We start from the raw sequence: 18522 nt of genomic DNA on the forward strand, positions 1-18522 counted from the left end.
GCCGAAACTGAGATCGAGCTCGTCCCGCTGCGGCGGGTCCAACCACCTAACTCGACAAGTGTGTGACGTCTGTGCCCGAGTGGCCGCGACACGCCCGACCTCGGGGGTCGGCGGGAGGGAGGAGCCTTTCTTCCCCCAACCGGGGGCGAGACTGCGAAGCGAACGAACGTAAAGGACAAGCGAGAGCATGGCGGGACAAAAAATCCGTATCCGGCTCAAGGCCTACGACCACGAGGTCATTGACACGTCGGCACGCAAGATCGTCGACACGGTGACGCGCACGGGCGCCAAGGTCGCAGGACCGGTGCCGTTGCCCACCGAGAAGAACGTTTTCTGCGTGATCCGTTCGCCGCACAAGTACAAGGACAGCCGCGAGCACTTCGAGATGCGCACCCACAAGCGCCTCATCGACATCATTGACCCGACGCCGAAGACAGTCGACTCGCTCATGCGCCTCGACCTGCCTGCCGGCGTCGACATCGAGATCAAGCTCTGAGGGGAGTCAGCGACCAATGAGCGACACCAGCACAGCCACCACGCGCGGCCTCCTCGGCCGCAAGCTCGGCATGACCCAGGTCTGGGATGCCGACAACAAGATCGTTCCCGTCACCGTCATCGCGGCCGACACCAACGTCGTCACGCAGATCCGCACGCGTGAGACCGACGGCTACTCCGCCGTCCAGGTCGGCTTCGGCGAGATCGACGGCCGCAAGGTCAACAAGCCGGTCTCCGGTCACTTCGCGAAGGCCGGCGTCACGCCCCGTCGCCACGTGGTCGAGATCCGCACCGAGGCCATCGCCGACTTCACGCTGGGCCAGGAGATCTCCCCGGAGATCTTCGCCGCCGGGGACGTCGTCGACGTCACCGCGACCAGCAAGGGCAAGGGCTTCGCCGGCGTCATGAAGCGTCACGGCTTCTCCGGCGTGGGCGCCTCGCACGGCGCGCACCGCAACCACCGCAAGCCCGGCTCGATCGGTGGCTGCGCCACCCCGGGTCGCGTCTTCAAGGGTCTGCGCATGGCCGGCCACATGGGTGCCGAGCAGGTCACCACCCAGAACCTCAAGGTCCACGCGGTCGACATCGACAAGGGCGTCATCCTCATCAAGGGCGCCGTTCCCGGCCCCAAGGGTGCTCTCGTCGTCATCCGCTCTGCAGTGAAGGGAGCCTGACGTCATGGCACTCGATCTTCCCAAGGGCAGCATTGATGCCCAGCTGCCCGTCGACATCTTCGACGTCCAGACCAACATCCCGCTGATCCACCAGGTCGTCGTCGCGCAGCTCGCTGCGGCACGCCAGGGCACGCACAGCACCAAGACGCGCGGGGAGGTGTCCGGCGGTGGCAAGAAGCCCTACCGCCAGAAGGGCACCGGCCGTGCTCGTCAGGGCTCGATCCGTGCACCCCAGTACAACGGTGGTGGAACGGTCCACGGCCCGACGCCGCGTTCGTACGACCAGCGCACGCCCAAGAAGATGAAGGCTGCCGCTCTGCGTGGCGCCCTGTCGGACCGGGCCCGCACGGGTCGTCTGCACGTCGTCGAGAGCATCGTGGGCGGCGACGCGCCCTCCACGAAGACTGCGATCGCCACGCTGCGCGGCCTCACGCCTCGCCCCCGCGTGCTGATCGTCGTCGACCGTGACGACACGCTCACGGCGCTCAGCCTGCGCAACGTCGACAACACGGTCATCCTGACCTTCGACCAGCTCAACACGTACGACGTGCTGAAGGCCGATGACCTGGTCTTCACGCAGAGCGCGTTCGACGCGTTCGTGGCGGCCCGCTCGGCCGAGGGCAGCGACACCATCGCCCTCAGCGAGCTGGCCACCGAGGTCTCCAGCAAGGACGCCGCCCCGGCGCCCAAGAAGGCGACCGCCAAGAAGGCGCCGGCCAAGAAGGCTGCTGCGGCACCCGCCGACGAGGCCCCGGCTGCTGACGCGGCCGAGGGCAGCACCGTCCCGGCCAACGCCACGGCGACCCAGCCCTACGGCCCGGGCTCGAAGGCCCCCCTGAAGAGCGGCAACGCTCCCAAGGGCCACGAGGTCAAGGGCGCCGAGGGTCACTTCCACACGGCCGATGACGCGGGCTACGACGACGTCGAGGCCGAGGTCTGGTTCGACTCGGCCGAGACGGCTGAGGCTGCCGGCTTCACCAAGGCAGGAGACGACAAGTGAGCACGATCCACAAGGACCACCGCGACGTTCTGATCGCGCCGGTCGTCAGCGAGAAGAGCTACGGCCTGCTCGACGACAACAAGTACACGTTCGTGGTGCACCCCGATGCCAACAAGACGGAGATCAAGATCGCCGTCGAGAAGATCTTCGGCGTCAAGGTCACCGCGGTCAACACGCTCAACCGCAAGGGCAAGACGCGTCGTACGCGCTCGGGGCTCGGCAAGCGCAAGGACACGAAGCGCGCAATCGTCAGTGTCGCCGCCGGCCAGAGCATCGACATCTTCTCGAGCCCGAGCAACTGAGGACTGAGGACTAATGGCTATTCGCAAGTACAAGCCGACAACGCCGGGCCGTCGTGGCTCGAGCGTCGCCGACTTCGCCGAGATCACCCGCACGACGCCGGAGAAGTCCCTGGTGGAGCCGCTGCCCAAGAAGGGTGGCCGCAACAACCAGGGCCGGATCACGACGCGTCACCAGGGCGGTGGACACAAGCGTGCCTACCGCATCATCGACTTCCGTCGCTACGACAAGGACGGCGTCCCCGCGAAGGTCGCTCACATCGAGTACGACCCCAACCGCACGGCGCGCATCGCGCTCCTGCACTACGCGGACGGCGAGAAGCGCTACATCATCGCGCCTGACGGCATCGCCCAGGGCCAGGCCATCGAGTCCGGCGCTGCTGCGGACATCAAGGTCGGCAACAACCTGCCGCTGCGCAACATCCCGGTCGGCACGCAGATCCACGCCGTGGAGCTGCGCCCCGGTGGCGGCGCCAAGATGGGCCGTTCGGCCGGTGTGCGCGTGCAGCTCGTCGCCAAGGAGGGCAACAAGGCTCAGCTGCGTCTGCCCTCGGGCGAGATGCGCTACGTCGACGTCCGCTGCCGCGCCACGATCGGCGAGGTCGGCAACGCCGAGCAGTCCAACATCAACTGGGGCAAGGCAGGCCGCAACCGCTGGAAGGGCAAGCGCCCGACCGTCCGTGGTGTCGCCATGAACCCGGTCGACCACCCGCACGGCGGTGGTGAGGGCAAGACGTCCGGTGGACGTCACCCGGTCTCCCCGTGGGGCAAGCCGGAAGGCCGTACGCGCAAGCGCAAGGCCAGCGACTCCCAGATCGTCCGCCGCCGCAAGTCCGGCCGCTGAGAAGGATTGGTTTACAGATGCCACGTAGTTTGAAGAAGGGCCCGTTCGTCGACGGGCACCTCGAGAAGAAGGTCGACGCGCAGAACGCCGCCGACACCCACACCGTGATCAAGACCTGGTCGCGCCGCTCGATGATCCTGCCGTCCTTCATCGGACACACGATCGCCGTGCACGACGGCCGCAAGCACGTGCCCGTGTTCATCACGGACTCGATGGTGGGTCACAAGCTGGGCGAGTTCGCCCCGACCCGCACGTTCCGCGGACACGAGAAGGATGACCGGAAGGCGAAGAGGCGATGAGTGCAGCTACCCGTGACAGCGTGAGCGCACGGCGCGAGCGGCTCCTGGGCGACGAGCCCGGTGCGTTCGCCGTGGCTCGCTTCGTGCGCGTCACTGCGCAGAAGTCGCGCCGCATCGGCGACCTGATCCGCGGCGAGTCCGTGGACAACGCCCTGGCCACCCTGCAGTTCGCGCCGCAGGCCGTCGCCGAGGTGTTCTACAAGCTCGTCGAGAGCGCCGCTGCGAACGCCGCGACCACCGAGGGGCTCGACCGCTCCTCGCTGATCATCACCACGGTCCTCGTCGACGAGGGCCCGACGATGAAGCGCTGGCGTCCCCGCGCCAAGGGTGCGGCCAACCGCATCCTCAAGCGCAGCAGCCACCTGACCGTGGTCGTCCAGCCGGCCGACTTCGTCGAGGGCAAGCGCCTCGCCGCGGCCACCAAAAACTCCAAGAAGAAGGGCGGGAACCGATAGTGGGACAGAAGATCAACCCGCACGGGTTCCGACTGGGCATCTCGACGGATCACAAGAGCCGTTGGTACGCCGACAAGCTCTACAAGAGCTACGTCGGAGAAGACGTGCAGATCCGTCGGATGCTCACCAAGGGCATGGACCGCGCCGGCATCAGCCGTGTCGAGATCGAGCGCACGCGTGACCGCGTCCGCGTCGACATCCACACCGCTCGCCCCGGCATCGTCATCGGCCGCCGTGGCGCCGAGGCCGACCGCATCCGCGGCGACCTCGAGAAGCTCACGGGCAAGCAGGTGCAGCTGAACATCCTCGAGGTCAAGAACCCCGAGATGGACGCGCAGCTGGTCGCCCAGGGCGTCGCCGAGCAGCTCTCGGGCCGCGTGCAGTTCCGTCGCGCGATGCGCAAGGCGATGCAGTCGACCATGCGCTCGGGCGCCAAGGGCATCCGTATCCAGTGCTCGGGCCGCCTCGGTGGCGCCGAGATGTCGCGCTCGGAGTTCTACCGCGAGGGCCGCGTGCCCCTGCACACGCTCCGTGCTGACGTCGACTACGGCTTCTACGAGGCCAAGACGACCTTCGGCCGCATCGGCGTGAAGGTCTGGATCTACAAGGGCGAGGTCGCGGGTACCCGCGCCGAGCGCGAGGCAGAGGCTGCCAAGCGTGCCGCCGCCCCCGGCAGCAACCGTCGTCCCGCCCGTGGCGGAGCCGCTGGTGGCGCGCGTCGTCCCGAGCGTCCCGCCCGCGACGAGGCCGCTCCGGCGACCGACGCTGCCGCTTCGACCCAGGCGCCGGCCGAGGCCGTCGCCGCTACTCCTGCAGGGGAGGGTTCCTGATGTTGATGCCCCGTAGGGTCAAGTACCGCAAGCAGCACCACCCCGACCGTCGCGGCGCCGCCAAGGGCGGCACCGAGCTGGCGTTCGGCGACTACGGCATCCAGTGCGTGACCGCCGCCTACGTGACGAACCGTCAGATCGAGTCCGCTCGTATCGCCATGACGCGTCACATCAAGCGTGGCGGCAAGGTGTGGATCAACATCTACCCCGATCGCCCGCTGACCAAGAAGCCCGCCGAGACCCGCATGGGTTCCGGCAAGGGATCGCCCGAGTGGTGGGTCGCCAACGTCAAGCCCGGACGCGTCATGTTCGAGCTGTCCGGTGTCGACGAGAAGACGGCTCGCGAGGCCATGCGCCGCGCGATCCACAAGCTTCCCATGAAGGCCCGTTTCATCACCCGAGAGACAGGTGAGCTGTGATGGCAGCCGTGACCACCGCCGCGGAGCTCCGCGCCGTGAGCGTCGAGGACCTGGCCGAGAAGCTGGCCGAGGCCAAGGAAGAGCTGTTCAACCTGCGCTTCCAGAACGCGACCGGACAGCTCGACAACACCGCCCGACTTCGGGCCGTGCGCAAGGACATCGCCCGGATCTACACCGTGATGCGCGAGCGCGAGCTCGGCATCGTCGAGACCTCCTCCGACGAGGTGTCGCAGGCATGACCGACAAGAATCAGAAGGACGAGGCAGTGACCGAACGCACCGCTCGCAAGACCCGCGAGGGTCTTGTCGTCAGCGACAAGATGGACAAGACCGTCGTGGTCGATGTCGAGGACCGCGTCAAGCACGCGCTCTACGGCAAGGTCCTGCGTCGCAACATCAAGCTCAAGGCTCACGACGAGTCCAACGCTGCCGGCGTCGGCGACCGGGTCCTCATCATGGAGACCCGTCCGCTCTCGGCGACCAAGCGTTGGCGCATCGTCGAGATCCTCGAGAAGGCCAAGTAGGAGACGACAGATGATTCAGCAGGAGTCTCGACTCAAGGTCGCCGACAACACCGGTGCAAAGGAAATCCTCTGCATCCGTGTCCTCGGCGGATCTGGCCGGCGTTATGCAGGCATCGGCGACACGATCGTCGCCACTGTCAAGGACGCGATCCCCGGCGGAAACGTCAAGAAGGGTGACGTCGTCAAGGCTGTCGTCGTGCGCACCGTCAAGGAGCGCCGTCGTCCCGATGGCTCGTACATCAAGTTCGACGAGAACGCAGCCGTCATCCTCAAGGCGGACGGAGATCCGCGTGGAACGCGCATCTTCGGCCCCGTCGGCCGTGAGCTTCGCGACAAGAAGTTCATGCGCATCATCTCTCTCGCACCGGAGGTGCTCTGACATGGCCCGCAAAGGCAACGTCAGCATTCGCAAGGGTGACCAGGTCAAGGTCATCGCTGGCAAGGACAAGGGCGTCACGGGCGCGGTCATCGAAGTGATCGCCGAGCACGACCGTGTCGTCGTCGAAGGCGTCAACCGCATCAAGCGTCACACCAAGCCGACCCAGGCCGGTGGCGCAGGATCCGGTGGCATCATCACCAGCGAAGCCCCCATCCACATCTCGAACGTCATGCTGCTCGCCGACAAGGAGCCGACTCGTGTCGGCTACCGTCGCGACGACGTCACCAAGACGCGTCCCGACGGATCCACGTACGGCGCACAGCGCAGCGTCCGCATCGCCAAGAAGACCGGAAAGGAGATCTGAGAATGAGCGAGACACAGACGGCCCCCCGTCTCAAGACGCGCTACCGCGAGGAGATCCTTCCGGCCCTGCGCGAGCAGTTCGACTACGACAACGTCATGCAGGTTCCCGGCCTCACCAAGATCGTCGTCAACATGGGCGTCGGCGAGGCTGCCCGCGACGGCAAGCTGATCGAGGGCGCGATTCGCGACCTCACGGCCATCACGGGTCAGAAGCCGCAGGTCACCAAGGCCCGCAAGTCCATCGCGCAGTTCAAGCTGCGTGAGGGCATGCCGATCGGCACGCACGTCACGCTGCGTGGCGACCGCATGTGGGAGTTCCTCGATCGTCTCCTGACGCTCGCGCTGCCCCGCATCCGCGACTTCCGTGGTCTGAGCCCCAAGCAGTTCGACGGCCGTGGCAACTACACGTTCGGTCTGACCGAGCAGGTCATGTTCCACGAGATCGACCAGGACAAGATCGACCGCTCGCGCGGCATGGACATCACGGTCGTCACGACGGCGACCAACGACGAGGAGGGGCGCGCGCTGCTCAAGCTGCTCGGCTTCCCCTACAAGGAGAACTGACATGGCGAAGACTGGACTCAAGGTCAAGGCCGCTCGCAAGCCGAAGTTCGCAGTCCGCGGCTACACCCGCTGCCAGCGTTGCGGTCGCCCGCGCTCGGTGTACAAGAAGTTCGGCCTCTGCCGCATCTGCCTTCGCGAGATGGCACACCGCGGTGAGCTCCCGGGCATCACCAAGAGCTCCTGGTAACCACCCACCTCTTTTGACAGTCGAAGGTCCCTGCGCACCGCGGAGGGAAACCACGGCAGGAATGGAAAACACACACTCATGACAATGACCGATCCGATCGCAGACATGCTCACGCGTGTCCGCAACGGCAATCAGGCGTACCACGACAGCGTGTCGATGCCCTACTCCAAGCTGAAGGCCGGCGTCGCCGAGATCCTGAAGCAGGAGGGCTACATCACGTCCATCGACGTCGCCGAGCCCAAGGAGGGCGAGGTCGGCAAGACGCTGACCATCACCCTCAAGTACGGTCCGCACCGCGAGCGCTCGATCGCCGGCATCCGTCGCATCAGCAAGCCGGGTCTTCGCGTCTACGCGAAGTCGACCGGTCTGCCCAAGGTCCTCGGCGGCCTCGGTGTCGCGATCATCTCGACCAGCCAGGGTCTGCTCACGGACCGCCAGGCCAACCAGAAGGGCGTAGGCGGAGAAGTCCTCGCCTACGTCTGGTGAGAGGGGTCTGACACATGTCACGCATTGGCAAGATTCCCGTCACGGTTCCCTCGGGCGTCGAGGTCACCATCGAGGGCCAGGACGTCCGCGTCAAGGGTCCCAAGGGCGAGCTCACGCACACCGTCGCCGAGCCGATCACGGTCCGCAAGGACGAGGACGGCACGCTCGCGATCGAGCGTCCGAACGACGAGCGACGCAGCAAGGCGCTCCACGGCCTCTCGCGCACCCTGATCAGCAACATGGTCATCGGTGTCACCGAGGGCTACGAGAAGAAGCTCGAGATCGTCGGCGTCGGTTACCGCGTTGCGGCCAAGGGTCCGACTGACCTCGAGTTCGCGCTCGGCTTCAGCCACCCGGTGCCCGTCAAGGCTCCCGAGGGCATCACGTTCTCGGTCGAGTCGCCCACCAAGTTCGCCGTCCACGGCATCGACAAGCAGGCCGTCGGTGAGGTCGCAGCGAACATCCGCAAGATCCGCAAGCCCGAGCCCTACAAGGGCAAGGGTGTGCGCTATGCCGGCGAGCACGTCCGCCGCAAGGTCGGAAAGGCTGGTAAGTAGCTCATGGCTATCTCGATCAGGCACAACAAGAGCACCAAGGGTCGTACCGCGTCGCGCCTGCGCCGCCAGATCCGTGGTCGCAAGAAGATCCAGGGATCGGCCGAGCGTCCGCGTCTGGTCATCACCCGCTCCAGCAAGCACATGGTTGCCCAGATCGTCGACGACCTCGAGGGACACACCCTCGCGTCCGCGTCGACGATGGAGGCCGACCTGCGTTCGTCGAGCGACGACAAGACGGCCAAGGCCAAGCGCGTCGGCGAGCTCGTCGCGGACCGTGCCAAGGCTGCAGGCGTCGAGACGGTCGTCTTCGACCGCGCCGGCAACAAGTACGCCGGTCGCGTCGCAGCACTGGCCGACGGCGCCCGCGAGGGTGGGCTGGAGTTCTGATGACCAACAACACTGAATTTCTCTCAAACGTGAGGAGTGCCGCATGAGCGGGCAGCAGCGCCGCGGAGGCGGAGGCGGACGCGGTCGTAATGATCGCGGCGCCGAGAAGTCGCAGTACATCGAGAAGGTCGTCACGATCAACCGTGTCGCCAAGGTCGTCAAGGGTGGTCGTCGCTTCAGCTTCACCGCCCTCGTGATCGTCGGCGACGGCGACGGCCAGGTCGGCATCGGCTACGGCAAGGCCAAGGAAGTTCCCACCGCGATCGCGAAGGGCGTCGAAGAGGCCAAGAAGTCCTTCTTCCGCGTCCCGCGCATCCAGGGCACCATCCCGCACCCGGTGCAGGGCGAGAAGGCGGCTGGCGTCGTCTTCCTTCGTCCCGCATCGCCCGGTACCGGCGTCATCGCCGGTGGCCCGGTGCGTGCAGTGCTCGAGGCGGCCGGCGTCCACGACGTCCTGTCGAAGTCGCTCGGCTCGTCGAACGCGATCAACATCGTGCACGCGACGGTCGCAGCCCTTCGCATGCTCGAGTCGCCTGAGCAGGTGGCCCAGCGCCGCGGCCTGACGGTCGAGGAGGTCGCTCCGGCGGCGCTCCTGCGGGCCGGCAAGGAAGGCATCGCCGAGGCCAAGGCCAAGGCTGACGCCGGGGTGGGTGCCTGATGGCCAAGCTCCAGGTGACCCAGACCAAGTCCGGCATCGGACGCAAGCAGAACCAGCGCGACACCCTGCGCTCGCTCGGTCTGAAGAGGATCGGCGACGTGGTTGTCGTTGAGGATCGTCCCGAGATCCGCGGCATGGCGACGTCCATCCCGCACCTCGTCGACGTCAAGGAGGTGGACTGATCATGGCGCTCAAGCTTCATCACCTGCGCCCGGCCCCCGGGGCCAAGACCGCCAAGACCCGTGTGGGTCGTGGTGAGGGCTCGAAGGGCAAGACCGCCGGTCGTGGAACCAAGGGCACCGCAGCCCGCTACCAGGTTCCCGTCGGCTTCGAGGGTGGACAGGTTCCCATCCACATGCGCCTGCCGAAGCTGAAGGGGTTCAAGAACCCGTTCCGCGAGGAGTACCAGGTCGTCAACCTGGATCGCATCCAGGAGCTCTACCCCGAGGGTGGTGACATCGACGTCGCGTCGCTGGTCGCCAACGGAGCGGTCCGCAAGGGACGTCCCGTCAAGGTCCTCGGTCAGGGCGACATCAACGTCAAGGTCCAGGTCACGGCGGACAAGTTCTCCGCCTCGGCCAAGACCAAGATCGAAGCAGCAGGCGGCAGCGTCACCATTCTTGGCTGACGCGTCCGGGGCAGGGCGAGAGCCCTGCCCCGGCTGTTTTGCTGGCTGTTAGAGTCAGCACGCGGGCGCGAGCCCGCTTTTGTCCGTTCACATCGATCACTCTCAGTGCACGAGGAGGACCGCGGTGCTCAGCGCCTTCGTCCACGCGTTTCGAACGCCAGACCTGCGGAAGAAGATCCTCTTCGTCCTGTTCGTCATCGTCCTGTTCCGTCTCGGCTCCACGATGCCGGCTCCCGGCATCAACGTGGGCAACGTGCAGGACTCCGTGGAGGCCGCCTCGTCAGGCGACAACAGCAGCCTCTTCGCCCTCATCAACGTCTTCTCCGGTGGTGCGCTGCTGCAGCTCACGGTGTTCGCGCTCGGCATCATGCCGTACATCACCGCGAGCATCATCCTGCAGCTGCTCGTCGTGGTCATCCCACGGCTGGAGGCCCTCAAGAAGGAGGGCCAGTCCGGGCAGACCAAGATCACCCAGTACACGCGCTACCTGACGCTGGGCCTGGCGATCCTGCAGGCCACGGGCATCGTGGCGCTGGCCCGCAGCGGCAACCTGTTCGGCGGGTCCGAGACCGGGCCGCTGCTCTACAACCCCGACAGCATCTGGTCGTTCCTGCTGATCGTGCTGACGATGGTCGCGGGCACCGCGGTCATCATGTGGCTCGGTGAGCTCATCACCGACCGCGGCGTCGGCAACGGCATGTCGATCCTCATCTTCACGCAGGTCGTCGCGACCTTCCCCGGCGCGATGTGGCAGATCAAGGAGACCAAGGGCTGGACGACGTTCACCCTCGTGGTCCTGATCGGCCTGCTGATCGTGGCGGGCGTGATCTTCATCGAGCAGGCGCAGCGCCGCATCCCGGTGCAGTACGCCAAGCGGATGGTCGGACGCCGGATGTTCGGCGGCTCCTCGACGTACATCCCGCTCAAGGTCAACCAGGCCGGCATCATCCCGGTCATCTTCGCCTCGTCCCTGATGTACCTCCCGGCGCTCATGGCCCAGTTCAACTCCGGTGCCTCGTGGGCGACGTGGATCAACGACAACTTCGTGCGCGGTGACCACCCGCTCTACATGGCCACCTTCTTCCTGCTGATCGTGTTCTTCACGTACTTCTACGTGTCGATCACGTTCAACCCCGAAGAGGTCGCCGACAACATGCGCAAGTACGGCGGCTTCATCCCCGGCATCCGCGCCGGCCGGCCGACGCAGGAGTACCTCGCGTACGTGCTGAGCCGCATCACGGCCCCGGGTGCGCTGTACCTCGGGCTCATCGCCCTGATCCCGATGATCGCCATCGCGGCGATCGGTGCCAGCCAGAACTTCCCATTCGGCGGTACGACCCTCCTGATCATCGTCGGTGTGGGGCTGGACACGGTCAAGCAGATCGAGAGCCAGCTCCAGCAGCGCAACTACGAAGGGTTCCTCAAGTAAAATGCGCCTCCTCATCATGGGCCCGCCGGGCGCGGGCAAGGGAACCCAGGCCGTGAGTCTGGCCGAGCGCATCGGTGGTGCGCACATCTCCACGGGCGACATCTTCCGGGCCAACATCCAGGAGCAGACCGAGCTGGGCCGCACCGCGCAGCGCTACTCCGACGCCGGCGAGTACGTCCCGGACGAGGTCACCAATGCGATGGTCAAGGACCGTCTTGCGCAGGAGGACGCCCGCGACGGCTTCATCCTCGACGGCTACCCGCGCACGGTGAACCAGGTCGCCAAGCTCGATGAGATCCTTGACGAGCTGGGCACGTCGCTCGACGGCGTCATCGAGCTCGTGGTGGACCCCGAGGAGCTGATCCAGCGCCTGCTCAAGCGTGCCGAGACCAGCGGCCGTGCCGATGACACCGAGGACGTCATCCGCCACCGCCAGGAGGTCTACACGGCCGAGACCGCCCCGCTGCTCGAGGTCTACGGCAAGCGCGGACTCCTCATCCAGGTCGACGGCGTGGGTGAGGTGGACGAGGTGTCCCGCCGCATCGCCGACGCGCTCCCGTCGTAGGGGCGCGCTTCCGCTGATGTTCGAGCGCGGCATCGAGATCAAGACCCCCGCCCAGATCGAGACGATGCGGGCGGCGGGGCTCGTCGTGGCCGAGACGCTCGAGGTGCTGCGGGAGTCCGCGGTCGCCGGCGTCACGACCCGTGAGCTCGATGCGATCGCGCACGAGCACATCCGCTCTCGTGGCGCGAGCTCGAACTTCCTGGGCTACCACGGCTTCACCGGCGTGATCTGCACGTCCGTCAACGACGAGGTCGTTCACGGCATCCCCGGCTCGCGGGTGCTGCGCGACGGCGACATCATCTCGATCGACTGCGGTGCTGTCGTGGACGGCTGGCACGGCGACGCCGCCACGACCGTCGCGATCGGCGACGTGCCCGACGAGGTCCTCGCGCTCATGCGGGTCACCGAGGAGTCGATGTGGCGGGGCATCGCGGCGGCGCGGCTCGGCGGCCGGGTCTCCGACATCAGCCACGCGATCGAGACGACGATCGTCGGCGCGGGGGACTACGGCATCGTCGAGGGCTTCACGGGCCACGGGATCGGCTCGCAGATGCACCAGCCGCCCGACGTCCACAACTACGGCAAGCCGCGGCGCGGGGCGAAGCTCGTCAAGGGGCTCGCCCTGGCCGTCGAGCCGATGGTCACGCTGGGCACCTCGAGCACCCGGATCCTGGACGACGACTGGACCGCGGTGACGACCGACGGCTCGTGGGCGGCTCACTACGAGCACACGTTCACCCTCACCGACAACGGCGCTTGGGTGCTCACCGCGCTGGACGGCGGCAAGACGCGGCTCGCCGAGCTCGGCGTCCCGTATGGGGGAGACTGAGGTCATGAGACGCCTCCTCGCAGTCGCAGCCCTCGTGCTGGTGTCTGCGTGCGGGTCCGGCGGGTCGTCGGGGCCGGGAGAGGGCACTGCCTCGCGACCGAGCGCGCCGGCCACCTCGACGACCACCTCGCCGAGCGGGGGGAAGCCGTCGACGGCCCCCGGGCCTGCTCGCGCCGTCGAGACCATGATGCGGGCCCTCGACGAGGGCGACTGCCGGGCCATGCGCCGGATCGTCGTGACGCCCTCGGCGGTCGACTGCGAGGTGGTCCACGCCGCGAAGGACACCTTCGCCGATGAGGGGATCGACCTCGACGAGGTCGTCTACACCGCGGGCCGGGTCAACGGCAGCAGCTCGACGGTCACGATCACATGGGGCAACGACACCCCCGACGAGTCCTACGACGTCGAGCGGGTCGGTTCGCGCTGGCGCGTGGTCTTCGACTCGGCGGCCTGATCAGCTGATCGTCACGCTGCGTGTGTACGTGGAGCCGGCGACCGTTGACACGCCGCTGTAGGTGAACCGGTAGGGCTGCGTTCCCGCGGCCTGGCCGGTGAGCGTGATCGTGGCCTTGCCCTTGGTGACCTTCACGGTGCGGGTCCGGGACGAGCCGTAGTGCACCGTGACGGTGCCGCCAGGGGCGGAGACGCCGGTCGCGGTGACCCGCACGCTGAACGTGACCTGGCCGCGCTTCGTCGTCGCGGGGGTGGCCTTGAGGGTCGACGTCGCCTTCGCCTTGGCGCTTCGTCCTGTCGTGACGGTCGTGGCGGCGTAGCCCGTGGCCTTGAAGGTCACCTTCGCCGAGAGGCGGTGGCCGAGATCGTTGGTCGTCACGCGCCGGGAACGTCCGGTGGCACCGCTCAGCACCTTGCCGTCGCGCAGCCACTGGTAGCGCGCCGAGGCGTTGGCGGGGGCGTGGGAGCCCGGCTGGACCGTCAGCACGGTGCCGAGGCGAGCCGTGCCGGCGATCCTCGGAGCCGCGGACACCGTGATGCGGCCGGTCGCCACGACGCCGGCGCTGGGCGAGGAGGAGGCCACGCTCGTGAAGCCGTCCTGCGTGCCGGTGACCCGGACCCGGATCTTCTGGCCGCGCTCGCGGTGGGTCGGGGTGAACGTCCGCCCGGTCGCCCCCGCGACGGCCTGGTCGCCCGCGTACCACCGGAACGACGCGGTGGCGGGGGAGGACCAGCTGCCCGGAGCCGCGGTCAGCGTGGCGCCCACCCGCGGTGTGCCCGAGACCGACGGGCGGGTGCGGACGGTCAGGACGCCGCGGACCACGGCGGTCGTCGCGGCGCCGACGGCCGAGGCGCTGGTGTAGCCCGCGCGACCCGCGGTGACCCGCACCGAGACGGTCCTGCCGATATCGGACGCCCGGGGGGCGAAGGACGAGGCCGTGGCCCCTGCGACCTCCGCGCCGTCCACGAGCCACTGATAGGCGTACGTGAGCGAGGGCCGGGACCAGGCGCCGGGGGACGCGGTGAGGCGGGACCCGACCTGGGGAGTGCCCGACACCGAGGGCCGCGACGTCGACGCGAGGCTGCCGGGGCCGACCGCAACGGTGGGCGCGGACGTCGAGGTCGCGGCCGTGTAGCCGCCCTTCGCGGCCCGGACCCGGACGGTGATCGCGCGACCGGCCTGTGCGGGGCCGGGGACGAACGTCGAGGACGTCGCCCCGGCGATCGCGGTGTCGTCGGCGAGCCATTGATAGGTGTAGGCGGAGGCAGCCGGCGACCAGCCCCCGGTCGAAGCGACGAGCTCGGAGTCGACGCGGGGGACGCCGGTGACGACGGGGGCCGAGTTGCTGGTGAACGTGCCGGGGACCACGTCGCGCGCCGGCGAGACGGCCTTCGCGGTCGTGTAGCCCGGCCGGGTCGCGGTGACCGAGACGGTCAGGTCCTTGGCGAGCTGGGAGTACGAGGGGGTGAACGTCTTGGCGGTCGCCCCGCTGATGGCCTTGCCGTCGGCGAGCCACTGGTAGGCGTACGTGTTGCCCTTGGGGCTCCACACCCCGCCCGACGCCTTCAGCGTCTCTCCCACCTGGGGCTCGCTGAGGATCGCGGGCTTGGACTCGTTGACGATCGGGGGGGCGGTGGTCACCGGGTCGGCGAAGTGGATGAAGCCGTCGGGCCACCCGCTGCCGGACTTGGTGATGCGTCGCCAGTCGAAGGAGCCGCTCCAGTTGGATTCGGACACGTAGATCTCGGTCGAGGACACGACCTTCTCGACGTACGCGACGTGGTTGCCCGTCTTGCCCCACCAGGCCACGGATCCGACGACCGGCTTGCTGTCGGTGATCGAGGACATCGTCGTGCCCCAGTCGCGGGCGTTGCCCACACCGGACTTGGGCCGTTTGTTGGGCATCTTGTTGGTCGTCACCAGGCGGTACGCGACGTAGTTGGTGCAGTTCGTTCCGGTGTACATGTTCCAGTAGCTCGTCCCCTTGTGGGACTCGTAGCCACCGTGCGGGTAGCCCTTGGTCGTGCAGGAGGAGTAGCCCGTGCACAGCACCGTGTAGGCCGCCTGGGCGGAGTGAACCGGCACCAGAAAGGCGGCGAAAAATAGCACGGCGACTGCTACTCGGATGCGCGACACGCCGACACTCTACGTGACGGATGGGGTTTGTGGGACTGGATGAGGTCCTCGATGTCCGATTCAGCCCGGCGTGGTCGCTATCTGTGCAGCTCCATCGTGCAGCACTTGACGCTGCCTCCGGACTTGATGAACTCGCCCAGGTCGACGGGCACCGGCGAGTAGCCGCGACCGCGCAGGCTCGTGGCGAGCTCGGTGGCCTCGGCGGGCAGGACGACGTGGTGGCCGTCGCTGACGGCGTTGAGGCCGAGCACCCTCGCGTCGGCCTCGGAGCACACGATCGCGTCAGGGAACAGCTCGCGCAGCGTGCGCTGGCTGTGGGCGCTGAACGCGCCCGGGTAGTAGGCGATGTCGGCCGGCGCCTCGCCGTTGCCGTCGTCGAGCACCGCGACCGCGACGTCGAGGTGGTAGAAGCGGGGGTCGACCAGCTCGAGGGACACCACGGGACGGTCCACGGCCTCGGCCGCCTCGATGTGGGCCGGCAGCGAGGTCCGAAAGCCCGTCCCGGCCAGGATCATCGTGCCGAGCGCCAGGAAGTCGCCCTCGCCCTCGTTGACGTGCGCCGGCTCGGTCACCCGGAGCCCGTGACCGGTCAGCCAGGCCGCGTAGGCCCCGCCCTCGGCGGCGCGCTCGGGGAAGCGGAACTTCGCTCCGTAGGCCCGGCCGCCCACGACGAGACCGCCGTTGGCCGCGAACACCATGTCCGGCTGACCCGGCAGGGCGTCGATCAGGTCGACCCGGTGACCCAGGCTCAGATACGTGTTGCGCAGGATCTCCCACTGCACGCGGGCACGATCGGCGTCGACGGGATTGTCCAGGTCCATCCAGGGGTTGATCGCGTAGGAGACCTCGAAGTGCTCGGGCGCGCACATCAGGTAGTGGCGGGTGCGAGCCTCGCGGATCGCGATCTGCGCGGTGCCCGGGCGGGTGTCGAGAACGGTCAAGAGGAGGCCTCCGGGGGTGTGGTCAGGCAGCGGCTCTGCGCGATGCACTCATGCTAGGGAGCGCGAGCGCGCATGAACGAATCCGAAACCGCCATCGCAGCGACGATTTCTTGCGCAGACCTCGAATCGGCGACGGATTCTTGCAAGACTGGGCACATGGACGATCTGGACCGTCAGCTCATCGGATGTCTGCTCGAGGACGGCCGCGCCAGCTATGCCGCGATCGGGGAGCGGATCGGGCTCTCGGCGCCCGCGGTCAAGCGGCGCATGGACCGCTTGGTCGACGACGGCGTGATCAGCGGGTTCACCGCCGTGCTCGATCCGCACCAGGTCGGCTGGAGCACCGAGGCGTACGTCGAGGTGCACTGCAACGGCACGATCTCGCCCGACGAGCTGCGCGCCGCCTTCAGCCGGGTCCCGGAGGTCCACTCCGCTGCGACGGTGTCGGGCCCAGCGGACGCGATCTTGCACATCGTGGCCAAGGACGTCCGCGATCTCGAGCGGGCGCTGGAGCGGGTACGGGTCGAGACCGCCAATGTCGACCACACCGAGACGGCGATCGTGCTCTCCCGCCTCATCGAGCGCTACGGTCCGGGGCAGAGCGAGTTCGGCCCGCCGCGGTGAGCGGGACGACCGCGATTTGAGTCTGCCGCCCCCGTAGGCGTAGAATCGAGAGTCGGCCTTTCCAGGTCCCCCTTTCCATGTCCTGAACCTATGTTCATGGTGCCGCCCCGGCGGCAGTCGAGGGTGTGCCCGGGCCGATGCGACGGACAAGCAACCAAAGAAGAGGTTATGGCGAAAAAAGAAGGCGTCATCGAGATGGAAGGTGCCGTAGTCGAGGCACTGCCCAACGCGATGTTCCGTGTTGAGCTGGCCAACGGTCACAAGGTTCTCGCGCACATCAGCGGCAAGATGCGTCAGCACTACATCCGCATCCTCCCCGAGGACCGGGTCGTGGTCGAGCTCTCGCCGTACGACCTCTCCCGCGGTCGCATCGTCTACCGCTACAAGTAAACACATCACCCACGTTCAGATCCCAAAGAGAGAATCTCGATGAAGGTCAACCCGAGCGTGAAGAAGATCTGTGACAAGTGCAAGGTGATTCGTCGCCACGGCCGCGTCATGGTGATCTGCGAGAACCCCCGCCACAAGCAGCGTCAGGGCTAAGCACTCTTCTTCACACAGCAGTATCGAAACATCTGATCGCTCCCTCCACAGCAGCACTCGTGGCGGGTCACCCCCGGAAGCGTAGGCCGGGGCCCGGCTCCAGATCCAAGATCTGGGAGGCAGTCGGGACGCATCAGGTGACCACACCTCGCCGAATGGAAGGAAATGCCTACATGGCACGCCTCGTAGGAGTCGATCTCCCGCGCGAGAAGCGCATCGAGATCGCACTCACATATGTATTCGGGATCGGCCGCACCCGCGCCGCCGAGACCCTCGCAGCAACCGGCATCAGCCCGGACAAGCGCGTCCACGAGCTCAACGACGACGACCTCGTCGCTCTGCGCGATCACATCGAGGCGAACTACCAGACCGAGGGCGATCTTCGCCGCAACGTCACGGCAGACATTCGCCGCAAGATGGAGATCGGCAGCTACCAGGGCCGCCGCCACCGTGCGCACCTGCCCGTTCGCGGCCAGCGCACCAAGACCAACGCGCGTACCCGCAAGGGCCCCAAGCGCACCGTCGCCGGAAAGAAGAAGTGATAGCGCATGCCTCCTAAGACCGCTGGCAAGAAGGTTCGCCGCAAGGAGAAGAAGAACGTCGCTCAGGGCGAAGCCCACATCAAGAGCACGTTCAACAACACCCACGTCACCATCACGGACCCCACGGGTGCCGTGATTGCCTGGGCCTCCGGCGGAACCGTCGGATTCAAGGGCTCGCGCAAGTCGACGCCGTTCGCTGCCGGCATGGCCGCGGAGTCGGCCGGTCGCCAGGCGATGGAGCACGGGATGAAGAAGGTCGACGTCTTCGTGAAGGGCCCCGGTTCGGGCCGCGAGACGGCGATCCGGTCGCTGAGCGGAGTCGGCCTCGAGGTCGGCACCATCTCCGACGTGACCCCCAGCCCCCACAACGGCTGCCGTCCCCCCAAGCACCGTCGTCTCTGACGTCGATCTT

The 18522-nt window shown here is 67.4% G+C and carries 32 protein-coding genes; 30 read left to right on the plus strand and 2 right to left on the minus strand.

Features of this window, described 5'->3' with window-relative positions; translation table 11 throughout:
* Positions 1-187: 187 nt before the first annotated feature.
* From rpsJ to GEV27_RS03635, 25 genes are all read left to right on the plus strand, one after another.
* On the plus strand, positions 188-496 hold the full coding sequence (rpsJ, locus tag GEV27_RS03515) for a 30S ribosomal protein S10 (protein ID WP_007078637.1): 309 nt from the start codon (positions 188-190) through the stop codon (positions 494-496).
* 16 nt (positions 497-512) lie between these two features.
* Positions 513-1169, plus strand: a complete 657-nt coding sequence (rplC, locus tag GEV27_RS03520; RefSeq protein WP_153654351.1) for a 50S ribosomal protein L3 — start codon at positions 513-515, stop codon at positions 1167-1169.
* A gap of 4 nt (positions 1170-1173) precedes the next feature.
* Positions 1174-2169 (plus strand): 50S ribosomal protein L4, encoded by a 996-nt coding sequence (rplD, locus tag GEV27_RS18200; RefSeq protein WP_153933474.1) that lies wholly within the window; start codon positions 1174-1176, stop codon positions 2167-2169.
* Complete coding sequence (gene rplW, locus GEV27_RS03530; RefSeq protein WP_153654347.1) at positions 2166-2471, plus strand: 50S ribosomal protein L23; 306 nt, start codon at positions 2166-2168, stop codon at positions 2469-2471. The genes rplD and rplW overlap by 4 nt, the downstream gene beginning before the upstream one ends.
* A 13-nt stretch (positions 2472-2484) precedes the next feature.
* On the plus strand, positions 2485-3312 hold the full coding sequence (rplB, locus tag GEV27_RS03535; RefSeq protein WP_153654345.1) for a 50S ribosomal protein L2: 828 nt from the start codon (positions 2485-2487) through the stop codon (positions 3310-3312).
* 17 nt (positions 3313-3329) lie between these two features.
* Complete coding sequence (gene rpsS / locus GEV27_RS03540; protein WP_056209436.1) at positions 3330-3611, plus strand: 30S ribosomal protein S19; 282 nt, start codon at positions 3330-3332, stop codon at positions 3609-3611.
* Complete coding sequence (gene rplV / locus GEV27_RS03545) at positions 3608-4066, plus strand: 50S ribosomal protein L22 (RefSeq protein ID WP_153654343.1); 459 nt, start codon at positions 3608-3610, stop codon at positions 4064-4066. The genes rpsS and rplV overlap by 4 nt, the downstream gene beginning before the upstream one ends.
* Positions 4066-4896 carry a 30S ribosomal protein S3 gene (gene rpsC, locus GEV27_RS03550; RefSeq protein WP_153654341.1) on the plus strand — a complete coding sequence of 277 codons (831 nt, stop codon included), beginning with the start codon at positions 4066-4068 and terminating at the stop codon, positions 4894-4896. The genes rplV and rpsC overlap by 1 nt, the downstream gene beginning before the upstream one ends.
* Positions 4896-5315 carry a 50S ribosomal protein L16 gene (rplP, locus tag GEV27_RS03555; protein WP_153654339.1) on the plus strand — a complete coding sequence of 140 codons (420 nt, stop codon included), beginning with the start codon at positions 4896-4898 and terminating at the stop codon, positions 5313-5315. Before rpsC ends, rplP begins: the two co-directional genes overlap by 1 nt.
* Positions 5315-5554, plus strand: a complete 240-nt coding sequence (gene rpmC / locus GEV27_RS03560; RefSeq protein WP_153654337.1) for a 50S ribosomal protein L29 — start codon at positions 5315-5317, stop codon at positions 5552-5554. Before rplP ends, rpmC begins: the two co-directional genes overlap by 1 nt.
* A complete protein-coding gene (gene rpsQ, locus GEV27_RS03565) occupies positions 5551-5838 on the plus strand; it encodes a 30S ribosomal protein S17 (RefSeq protein ID WP_153654335.1) in 288 nt (95 codons plus the stop codon). The genes rpmC and rpsQ overlap by 4 nt, the downstream gene beginning before the upstream one ends.
* 10 nt (positions 5839-5848) lie before the next feature.
* Positions 5849-6217 (plus strand): 50S ribosomal protein L14, encoded by a 369-nt coding sequence (gene rplN, locus GEV27_RS03570; RefSeq protein WP_056209423.1) that lies wholly within the window; start codon positions 5849-5851, stop codon positions 6215-6217.
* Between the two features lies 1 nt (position 6218).
* On the plus strand, positions 6219-6581 hold the full coding sequence (gene rplX, locus GEV27_RS03575) for a 50S ribosomal protein L24 (RefSeq protein ID WP_153654333.1): 363 nt from the start codon (positions 6219-6221) through the stop codon (positions 6579-6581).
* Positions 6582-6583: 2 nt separating this feature from the next.
* Positions 6584-7144: a 50S ribosomal protein L5 gene (gene rplE / locus GEV27_RS03580; protein ID WP_153654331.1), complete on the plus strand. Its 561-nt coding sequence runs from the start codon at positions 6584-6586 to the stop codon at positions 7142-7144.
* Position 7145: 1 nt separating this feature from the next.
* The gene (locus tag GEV27_RS03585) at positions 7146-7331 is read left to right on the plus strand and encodes a type Z 30S ribosomal protein S14 (protein WP_056209415.1); all 186 of its coding nucleotides are present in this window, start codon (positions 7146-7148) and stop codon (positions 7329-7331) included.
* 78 nt (positions 7332-7409) lie between these two features.
* Complete coding sequence (rpsH, locus tag GEV27_RS03590; protein WP_108579704.1) at positions 7410-7817, plus strand: 30S ribosomal protein S8; 408 nt, start codon at positions 7410-7412, stop codon at positions 7815-7817.
* 14 nt (positions 7818-7831) lie between these two features.
* Positions 7832-8374, plus strand: coding sequence for a 50S ribosomal protein L6 (gene rplF / locus GEV27_RS03595; protein ID WP_153654329.1), 543 nt, complete (start codon positions 7832-7834; stop codon positions 8372-8374).
* Between the two features lie 3 nt (positions 8375-8377).
* The gene (gene rplR / locus GEV27_RS03600; protein WP_153654327.1) at positions 8378-8761 is read left to right on the plus strand and encodes a 50S ribosomal protein L18; all 384 of its coding nucleotides are present in this window, start codon (positions 8378-8380) and stop codon (positions 8759-8761) included.
* A 43-nt stretch (positions 8762-8804) separates the two neighbouring features.
* Positions 8805-9419 carry a 30S ribosomal protein S5 gene (gene rpsE, locus GEV27_RS03605; RefSeq protein WP_153654325.1) on the plus strand — a complete coding sequence of 205 codons (615 nt, stop codon included), beginning with the start codon at positions 8805-8807 and terminating at the stop codon, positions 9417-9419.
* Positions 9419-9601, plus strand: a complete 183-nt coding sequence (gene rpmD, locus GEV27_RS03610) for a 50S ribosomal protein L30 (protein WP_153654323.1) — start codon at positions 9419-9421, stop codon at positions 9599-9601. The genes rpsE and rpmD overlap by 1 nt, the downstream gene beginning before the upstream one ends.
* 2 nt (positions 9602-9603) lie before the next feature.
* On the plus strand, positions 9604-10047 hold the full coding sequence (rplO, locus tag GEV27_RS03615) for a 50S ribosomal protein L15 (RefSeq protein ID WP_108579696.1): 444 nt from the start codon (positions 9604-9606) through the stop codon (positions 10045-10047).
* A 124-nt stretch (positions 10048-10171) separates the two neighbouring features.
* Positions 10172-11476, plus strand: a complete 1305-nt coding sequence (secY, locus tag GEV27_RS03620; RefSeq protein WP_153654321.1) for a preprotein translocase subunit SecY — start codon at positions 10172-10174, stop codon at positions 11474-11476.
* 1 nt (position 11477) lies between these two features.
* Positions 11478-12041, plus strand: coding sequence for an adenylate kinase (locus tag GEV27_RS03625; protein WP_153654319.1), 564 nt, complete (start codon positions 11478-11480; stop codon positions 12039-12041).
* Between the two features lie 13 nt (positions 12042-12054).
* Positions 12055-12870: a type I methionyl aminopeptidase gene (gene map, locus GEV27_RS03630; RefSeq protein WP_153655112.1), complete on the plus strand. Its 816-nt coding sequence runs from the start codon at positions 12055-12057 to the stop codon at positions 12868-12870.
* Positions 12871-12874: 4 nt separating this feature from the next.
* On the plus strand, positions 12875-13324 hold the full coding sequence (locus GEV27_RS03635; RefSeq protein ID WP_153933475.1) for a hypothetical protein: 450 nt from the start codon (positions 12875-12877) through the stop codon (positions 13322-13324).
* Here GEV27_RS03635 and GEV27_RS03640 read toward each other — a convergent pair whose 3' ends face one another.
* Both GEV27_RS03640 and ddaH read right to left on the minus strand, forming a co-directional pair.
* Positions 13325-15409, minus strand: coding sequence for a CHAP domain-containing protein (locus tag GEV27_RS03640; protein WP_153933476.1), 2085 nt, complete (start codon positions 15407-15409; stop codon positions 13325-13327). It lies immediately after the preceding gene.
* A gap of 128 nt (positions 15410-15537) precedes the next feature.
* Positions 15538-16401, minus strand: a complete 864-nt coding sequence (gene ddaH, locus GEV27_RS03645; RefSeq protein ID WP_228764916.1) for a dimethylargininase — start codon at positions 16399-16401, stop codon at positions 15538-15540.
* A gap of 156 nt (positions 16402-16557) precedes the next feature.
* Between ddaH and GEV27_RS03650 the strand changes: the two genes are divergently transcribed.
* The 5 genes from GEV27_RS03650 to rpsK all read left to right on the plus strand — a co-directional run bounded on the left by GEV27_RS03650 (position 16558) and on the right by rpsK (position 18512).
* On the plus strand, positions 16558-17025 hold the full coding sequence (locus GEV27_RS03650) for an Lrp/AsnC family transcriptional regulator (RefSeq protein ID WP_153654314.1): 468 nt from the start codon (positions 16558-16560) through the stop codon (positions 17023-17025).
* A gap of 168 nt (positions 17026-17193) precedes the next feature.
* Positions 17194-17415, plus strand: a complete 222-nt coding sequence (infA, locus tag GEV27_RS03655) for a translation initiation factor IF-1 (protein ID WP_007078610.1) — start codon at positions 17194-17196, stop codon at positions 17413-17415.
* A gap of 39 nt (positions 17416-17454) precedes the next feature.
* The gene (rpmJ, locus tag GEV27_RS03660; RefSeq protein ID WP_008361054.1) at positions 17455-17568 is read left to right on the plus strand and encodes a 50S ribosomal protein L36; all 114 of its coding nucleotides are present in this window, start codon (positions 17455-17457) and stop codon (positions 17566-17568) included.
* 173 nt (positions 17569-17741) lie between these two features.
* On the plus strand, positions 17742-18110 hold the full coding sequence (rpsM, locus tag GEV27_RS03665; RefSeq protein WP_153654312.1) for a 30S ribosomal protein S13: 369 nt from the start codon (positions 17742-17744) through the stop codon (positions 18108-18110).
* 6 nt (positions 18111-18116) lie between these two features.
* Positions 18117-18512: a 30S ribosomal protein S11 gene (rpsK, locus tag GEV27_RS03670; RefSeq protein WP_108579682.1), complete on the plus strand. Its 396-nt coding sequence runs from the start codon at positions 18117-18119 to the stop codon at positions 18510-18512.
* Positions 18513-18522 lie beyond the last annotated feature (10 nt).

This window comes from Aeromicrobium sp. S22 (assembly GCF_009661045.1).
Taxonomy (GTDB): domain Bacteria; phylum Actinomycetota; class Actinomycetes; order Propionibacteriales; family Nocardioidaceae; genus Aeromicrobium; species Aeromicrobium yanjiei.